The organism is Jatrophihabitans sp., from assembly GCA_036399055.1.
Classification (GTDB): Bacteria; Actinomycetota; Actinomycetes; order Mycobacteriales; family Jatrophihabitantaceae; genus Jatrophihabitans_A.
Genome location: DASWNX010000028.1, coordinates 75251 through 82758, shown reverse-complemented (window position 1 = coordinate 82758; position 7508 = coordinate 75251). Strand labels below are relative to the sequence as shown.

The 7508-nt window shown below is 67.9% G+C and carries 7 protein-coding genes; 3 read left to right on the top strand and 4 right to left on the bottom strand.

Annotated features, from left to right (window positions below):
• From VGB75_11265 to VGB75_11255, 3 genes are all read left to right on the top strand, one after another.
• Positions 1-1440 (top strand): alpha/beta fold hydrolase (locus tag VGB75_11265; protein HEY0167610.1); only part of this gene is annotated, 1440 nt, incomplete at its 5' end.
• 19 nt (positions 1441-1459) lie between these two features.
• Positions 1460-1867, top strand: a complete 408-nt coding sequence (locus VGB75_11260; protein HEY0167609.1) for a nuclear transport factor 2 family protein — start codon at positions 1460-1462, stop codon at positions 1865-1867.
• A 10-nt stretch (positions 1868-1877) separates the two neighbouring features.
• Complete coding sequence (locus VGB75_11255; protein HEY0167608.1) at positions 1878-2972, top strand: branched-chain amino acid aminotransferase; 1095 nt, start codon at positions 1878-1880, stop codon at positions 2970-2972.
• 210 nt (positions 2973-3182) lie between these two features.
• On the opposite strand, the gene VGB75_11250 is transcribed toward VGB75_11255, so the two are convergent.
• From VGB75_11250 to VGB75_11235, 4 genes are all read right to left on the bottom strand, one after another.
• Positions 3183-3953: an alpha/beta fold hydrolase gene (locus VGB75_11250; protein ID HEY0167607.1), complete on the bottom strand. Its 771-nt coding sequence runs from the start codon at positions 3951-3953 to the stop codon at positions 3183-3185.
• 45 nt (positions 3954-3998) lie between these two features.
• Entirely contained in the window at positions 3999-5729 is a 1731-nt protein-coding gene (locus VGB75_11245) for a non-ribosomal peptide synthetase (GenBank protein HEY0167606.1), read from the bottom strand.
• The gene (locus tag VGB75_11240) at positions 5729-6760 is read right to left on the bottom strand and encodes a TauD/TfdA family dioxygenase (protein HEY0167605.1); all 1032 of its coding nucleotides are present in this window, start codon (positions 6758-6760) and stop codon (positions 5729-5731) included. The genes VGB75_11245 and VGB75_11240 overlap by 1 nt, the downstream gene beginning before the upstream one ends.
• 285 nt (positions 6761-7045) lie before the next feature.
• Positions 7046-7495: an SRPBCC family protein gene (locus VGB75_11235; protein ID HEY0167604.1), complete on the bottom strand. Its 450-nt coding sequence runs from the start codon at positions 7493-7495 to the stop codon at positions 7046-7048.
• Between the last annotated feature and the right edge of the window lie 13 nt (positions 7496-7508).

Genomic DNA, 7508 nt, shown 5'->3' with positions numbered 1-7508 from the left:
CCACCCGGCTCACGGATGTATCGCACCGGCGACCTGGCCCGCTGGCTCCCCGACGGAAACCTCGCCTTCCTCGGCCGCTCCGACAACCAAGTCAAAATCCGCGGCTTCCGCATCGAACTCGGCGAAATCGAAGCCAGCCTCACCCGCCACCCCGCCGTCAACCAAGCCGCAGTAGTACTGAACACCGACCGACCCGACCACCCCCAACTGATCGCCTACGTAACACCCGAGACCCTGAACCCCGATGAACTGCGCGAACACCTCACCACCTTCCTACCCCGCTACATGGTTCCCGACCACATCCTCACCGTCGACCACATCTCCATAACCGCGAACGGCAAACTCGACCGGCAAGCACTGCCCACACCCACCCCCACCCAGCCCGCCGGCCGACCGCCACGAACCCACCGCGAGGCCCAACTCTGCGCCATCTTCGCCGACATCCTCGACCTGCCCACCGTCGGAATCGACGACGGATTCTTCGAACTCGGCGGCCACTCACTCCTCGCCGCCAAACTAGCCGCCCGCATCAGGACCGAATTAGACGTTCCGCTCGAGTTGCGGACCCTCTTCGACGCACCCACGCCGGCTTCCCTGGCCGAACGGTTGGGGGAGTCCGCCACCGGAGACTCGATAGAAGTCGTCCTACCGATTCGCACGGCAGGTGATAAGCCAGCACTGTTCTGCGTGCATCCCGGTACTGGTATCGCGTGGAGTTACCTGGGATTGCTATCGCACTTGGACGATGATCAACCCGTCTATGGAATTCAGGCACGTGGCCTCAGCGACCTCACCGCCATGCCGGCCGATGTCGAGGCGATGGCAGCGGACTACGTCGACTGCATTCGGGCCGTCCAGCCGGAGGGGCCCTACCACCTGCTGGGCTGGTCTTTCGGTGCGGTCGTTGCACATGCCATGGCGACGCAGCTACTGGCCGAGGGCCAGCGAGTGGGGCTGGTGGCCATGCTCGATGGGTTCCCGGGAGTCGCCGAAGAGGAACTCGACCCCGACGATCCGGCGGTCCTGGCGGCGCTGCTGCGCATGCTGGGCTACCAACTCGATCCGCCGGCCGGCGGCTTCCGGGCCGCCGACTTCGAGCGCATCGTCAACGAGGGCAATGGGCTGGTGGCGGAGCTCGATCCGGTGGCGATCAGGGCGCTGCCCGCGGTATTCGTGGCCAACACACGCCTGCTCGCGATGCACCGGCCTGCCGTACTTGACGCTGACGTCGAGCATTTCTATGCCATCCGGGGCAAGGCGCCGGGCGACCCGGTGCCGGAGGCCTGGGAGCCCTACCTGACGGGTCGGTTGACCGTGCATCAGGTGCCGTATGCCCACGACGACCTACTCAATCCGCAATGCCTGCAGCTGATTGGCCCCGTCATCACGGATCGACTTCGGTCCGCACGCTCCGAACCTCTCACCGCGACCCGACCCTGACCCCGAAAGGAGAACGACCTTGTCCACTGCGACAACCCCCAGCGTTACCCCCGAGGTGGATGGCGACTTCCAGACGCCGGCCGTCGCCGCCGTGCTGCGCTACTACGCACTCGTCGACCAGGGCGACGTGCCCGGCCTGGTCGCGCTGTTCGCGCCGGATGCCACCTACCACCGTCCTGGCTACCAGCCCATCGGAGGTAGCGCTGCGCTGACCGCTTTCTACCTCGACCAGCGGGTGATCAGAGAAGGCAAGCACACGATCAACGCGGTCGTCGCGAACAGCCAGCAGGTCGCGGTGCAGGGCACCTTCGCCGGTGTGCTGCGTGACGGCCGCTCGGTTGACCTGCGGTTCTCCGATTTCTTCACCGTCGGTGCGGACGACCGGTTCACCCGGCGCGACACCTACTTCTTCGCACCTCTCGTCTAAGGAAACCGCCATGACCACACTCGAGCAGACCAGCACGGTTCGCACCGCCCGTCGCGCCGCCATCCTGAATCCTGGACACGGGGACATCTTCACCGACCACATGTTCAGCATGCTCTGGTCGCCGGCGGACGGCTGGCACCAGCCTGAGTTCGGCCCACTCCAGAACCTGTCCATGCACCCGGGCATGATCGGCCTGCACTACGGCCAGGTGGCCTTCGAAGGCCTGAAGGCACACCGGCGTGTCGACGGCTCCATGGTGGTGTTCCGGCCGCACGAGCACGCCCGCCGGTTCCAGACCTCGACCCGCCGACTGGCCATGCCGGAACTGCCGACCGACATCTTCGTGAACGCGGTGGACCAGCTGATCGCCGCCGACCACGAGTTGCTGTCCGACGATCCGGCGCACAGCATCTACCTGCGCCCGATCATGTTCGCCACCGACGAGTCGCTGATGCTGCGGCCGTCGGAGAACTACCGCTTCCTGCTGATGGCTTTCGTAGCCGGCGGATTCTTCGGCGACCGGGTGGACAGCGTGTCGGTGCTGATCAGCCGCGACTACTGCCGGGCGATCCCCGGAGGCACCGGCGGTGTCAAGGTCGCCGGTAACTACGCGCCCTCCTTCGTAGCCCTGCAGCAGGCGCAGGCGGCCGGCTGCCAGCAGGTGGTCTGGCTCGACGCGGTCGAACGGCGCTGGGTCGAGGAGATGGGTGGCATGAACCTGTTCTTCGTCCGCAGCACCGGGACCGGCACCGAAGTCGTCACGCCCGAACTCACCGGCTCGCTGCTGCCCGGGGTCACCCGGAACGCGCTGCTGAGCATTGCCGAGCGGGCGGGCTACCGGGCACGGGAGGAACGGATCTCGGTGGAGCAATGGCGAGAGGAATGCGCCGAGGGCATCATCACCGAGGTGTTCGCCTGCGGCACCGCCGCCGTGGTCACGCCGGTCAGTTCGGTCCGTGACCCGGCGGGCGGCGGCGATTGGACGGTCGGGGACGGACAACCCGGCCCGGTGACGATGACACTCCGCCGGGCCCTGGTGGATCTTCACCACGGACTGGTCCCCGACACCGATGGTTGGCTACACCCCGTGCCGACCGAGCGGTAGTCCCGCGCCGGAGTGGCGCCGGCGATCCCCGCGCCACTCCGGCCGGTGCGCATCATCTCGCATTGCCCATAGCAGAAAGGCGTCGAGCGGGTAACCGCGCAACCTTCCGGAATGCGAGGGGCCCGGGACACATGACGATTCCACCCCACCCTTGGGCCATCAGGTGCTTCTCCTCACTCATGTGCCAGGCAGGCGGGATAGGCAGATGGGTCAGGAGCCGTTGGCCGTTACCGCCTTCAATGCGGTCAGGTGGTCAGGCAGCGTCGCCCAGATCTCCGGCGTGTAGAAGTGGCCGCCCGGCAGTTCGAGATGCTCGTACGACGATCGGGCCAGGGCTCGCCACCGCTCGGCGGCCGTGGTTTCGATGACGTCGTCGCGGTCGCCGGTGAGCACCTGCAGCGGCACGCTCACGCCGCTTTCCCCGGAATAGTGAAAGGTGTCGCGGACCCGGATATCGGCCCTCATCAACTCTACAGCCATCTGGCACAACTCGGGACTGTCGAGCACAGACCCGGGCATCAGGCCGTTGCCGCCCATCCAGTCCAGCAGTTGCTCGTCGCTGTCCTGCTGCGCGGGAAACATGTCCCGGGAAGTGAGGCCTCGGCTGGGCGCGTTGGCGGAGGAGACCACGAGCGCCTCGGGCAGCGGGCCACCGCGGCGTTCCAACCGACCGGCCACATCGAAGGCCATCCAGCCTCCCATGCTGTGCCCGAACAACACATACGGACGCAACGCGCCGGCCACCGCCACCGCATCGGTGGCATCGTCGGCCAGCCCGTCCCAGTCCTCGGCGTAGTCCTCGAGGAACCGGCCGTCCCGGCCCGGGTAGCAGATGGTGACGAGCTCGACATCCGGGGGGACGACGTCCAACCACTGCAGGTAGCCACTGGAGCCGCCGCCGCAAAAGCTGAGGCAGACCAGCGTCCGGCGTGCCTGCGGGTTCGGTCGGGCGCGCACCACGATGTTGTCAAGGTTCTGCATTCGTCACTCTTCCTCCGGCTTCGGATGAAACTGGGTTCGACCGGCTCAGCCGGCCTGGCTGGCCAGCGACTCGACGTGCCGGGCGAGATCGGACAACCGCGGATGGCGATAGACGTCCTTGGTCGGCATCAGCAGCCCGAAGTCCTTCTTCAGCCGGGCCACCACCCGCAGCGCGACCAGCGAATGGCCACCGAGGGCGAAGAAGTCGTCATCCGCGCTGACCTCGCCGCGGCCCAGGACCTCCGACCAGACGTCGGCGATCAACTGCTCGAACTCGCCGCTCGGCGCGGCGCCCACGGCGCCGGTGTCCGCAGTCGCGGGCAGCGCGGAAACGTCTAGTTTCCCGTTCACGGTGCGGGGCAACTGGGTCAGCTGCACGAATTCGGTGGGCACCATGAACTCCGGCAGCGCCGCACCGCACGCGGCCTTCAGCTGCTCGCTGGAGCAGTCCGGGCTGACGTGGTACGCGACCAACCGCTTTCCCAGCGGCCCGTCCTCACGCACCAGCACGGCGGCCGCGACCACGCCGGGCTGGCCCTGCAGCACCGACTCGATCTCAGGCAGCTCGATCCGAAAGCCGCGCAACTTGACCTGCCGATCAGCTCGGTCGATGAATTCCAGCACTCCATCGTCCGACCAGCGCACCACATCACCGGTCCGGTAGAGCCGGGTGCCGGGTGCGCCGAACGGGTCGGCCACGAACCGCTGCGCGGTCAGGCCTGGACGGTTGTGATAGCCGTCGGCCAGCCGGGCGCCGGCCAGATACAGCTCGCCGGGGGTGCCCGGTCGGACCGGGGACAGCTGCCCGTCCAGGACCCGAGCCTGGATGCCCGCTAGCGGCACGCCGATCTGCGGATCACCCGGACCGATGATCCAGGTGGCGGTCGCGTCGACTGTGCACTCGGTCGGACCGTAGAGGTTCAGTGCCTCGAGCACTCCGTGAGATCCTGCTTCGGCCAACTCCCGCCAGCTGCTGGCCGGAATCGGCTCGCCGCCGATGAACAGCCGAAGCCTGCGGCCGCCCGGGCAGCCCGCCAGCAGCTGTTCGCGCAGCGCCGCGTAGTGCGACGGGGTCAGGTCCAGGTCGGTCACGCCGCACTCGTCCAGCCATGCCATCAGATTGGCTGGATCGGTGCGGTGCTCGGAATCGAGCACCACCACGGTGTCGCCGCGGCACACCCGTGCCCACTGCTGCACCGAGGCATCGAAGGACATACTGGCGTTCCAGGCCACCACACGTGGCTCGGCGGCGTACATGCCGACTCGCTCGAGCGCACCGACCAGACCGGCAACCGCCCCATGGCGTACCACCACGCCCTTGGGCACCCCGGTGGAGCCGGAGGTATAGATCAGATAGGCAGGATCCAGTGGCGAATTCGGGGCGACGGGCTGCGCGGTGCCGGCGGTCGCGCTCGGCGCCAGCACCTGCACGCCGGGCGGGCACCAGGCAGGGGCATCGCAGGAGAGCAATGCCTTCAAACCCGAGTCGGTCGCCAGGTAGTCCAGCCGGTCAGCCGGATAGCTCGGATCCAACGGGACGTAGGCCGCGCCGGAGCGCCACACCGCCAGCAGCGCGACGACCAGTTCGGCTCCGCGTGGCAGGCTGATGCCCACCCGGGCACCCCGGCCGATATTACGTTCGGTCAAGGCGGCGGCCAGTCCGGCGGTGCGCTCGTCCAGGTCGGCGAAGCTGAGCCGACCGTCCGTGCCGATCACCGCGGTGCGGTGCGGCTCGCGCTTCGTCACCTCCGCGAACCGGCCCAACAGGTCGCTCATCAGCTCTCCTCGGCCGGGATAGCCGGCGCGACGGTGGGTGCGCAGTCCAGCACGTTCACCGGCTCACCCATCGCCACCACGATCTTGCGGTCGCCGCGGAACGGATCGCGTCCGTGTGCGCAGAGAATGTTGTCCACCAGCATCAGGTCGCCGGGCTGCCACCGCTGCCGGACGGTTGCTGCGTCGTAGGCGGCGCACAGTGCCTGGAGTTCCTCCCGGGCCAGCGAGCTGCCATCTCCGAGCGCGGTGTTGAAGGGCAGGTCCTCGCGTCCGAACTCGTCGATCAGGGTTTCGCGCAGCTCATCGTCAAGGGCCCACTCGTTCCAGAACGCCAGATGGTTGAACCACGCCTCGTCACCGGTCGCCGGGTGGCTGATGATGCCCGGCCGCAGTTGGCTGGTACGCAGATGGCCATCGGCCTGCCATCGGCAGGAGATGAGATTCTCCGCGCAGTACCGTTCCACCTCAAGCGGCGTTTCGGCCGCGAATGCCGTGCTCCAGCTGGTGGAGATGTGCTCGGAGTAGCTGCGGTTGAGCAGCCAGCCCGTCGCACGCACCTTTGCCTCCAGATGCGGCGGCAGTTCCGCCAGCACCCGGCGGCAGTCCGCGACCGGTGTGGCGCCGCCCTCGGGCGGCGCCACCAGGCAGGCGAACATCAGCAGGCCGGGGAAGGTCAGGGTGTAGCTGTTCTCGTTGTGCATCTGGATCCGCTGTGCGGGCGGCAGATCGGTGGAGGAGAAGACCCCGTTGCCGAAGTCGCTGCGCGGCGTGGCCTTCTCGCGGTAGGGCGTGCGAGCGGGCATCAGCGCGTCCCGAACGCGGCCGAACTCCTCGACGCCGGTGATCGGCAGGCCGCGCAGGTAGATGGCACCGTGCTGATGCAGCGCCCTGCGCAGTGCCGGGGCGGCCGCCGTCAGCCATTCGACCGCGGCCTCGATCTCGGTCAACGCGGGAGGCTCAGCGGTGGCCGGCGCCCCAGGGGAAACCACCCATTCGAGCGGCACGATTTCACTGGCAGCAGAGATGCTCATCACACTGACCCTTTCGAGGGGTACTTCGCCGCGGTGCCACAGCGACCACCGGGTCTCGACAGGTCGAACGCTAATCAGCCTGCCGAGTTGGTTCCGGCAGCCGCTGCGGCAATCTAGCGGCAGCTTCGACGGCTGTGCCCGCCAGCAGCTTCGGACAGGCTCGACGTGCGTTGGCCCTGCCCGAACCTGATCCGAGTCCGGCCGAGCGGGGCTGGTCGCGCCAGCGGTCGGCCGGTTGTCACCGGCCGGTCGGGTGCTGGTCCTGGAAGCGGCGTGGCTCGGGTTTCAGCCGCGCGCGGCGGCCAGCTCGGCCATCCGCTCCAGGGTGGCAGTCATGCCGGCCCGGTTGCGTTGCGGAAATCGCAGCAGCACCAGGCCTAGCCGGTTCGGCACGCCGCGGGCGTCCCATTCCTCGGTGACCTCGGTGCCGCCGGCCACCTCGGTGAGCCGGTACCGCCAGATGTGGCCGTTGAAGTGCCGCCAGCCGATCAGCGCCGGCTCCTCGAACTCCACCACCGTGTTGCGGATCTTGTAGTCCGCCGTCAGGTGCATGTCCATCGAGAAGGAAGCTCCCAGGCTGAGCCGGCCGGGACCGCCCGGGCGGAGGGCTTTCACCGAGCCGGAGCCATCGATCAGCGGATGCTGGGCCGGGTCGGCCAGGATGTCGAACAGCCATTGCCGGTCGGCGGCGATCACCTTGCTCACCGAGACCAGGTAACGCGAAGTGGTAGTCACCCCTCAAGTTCTA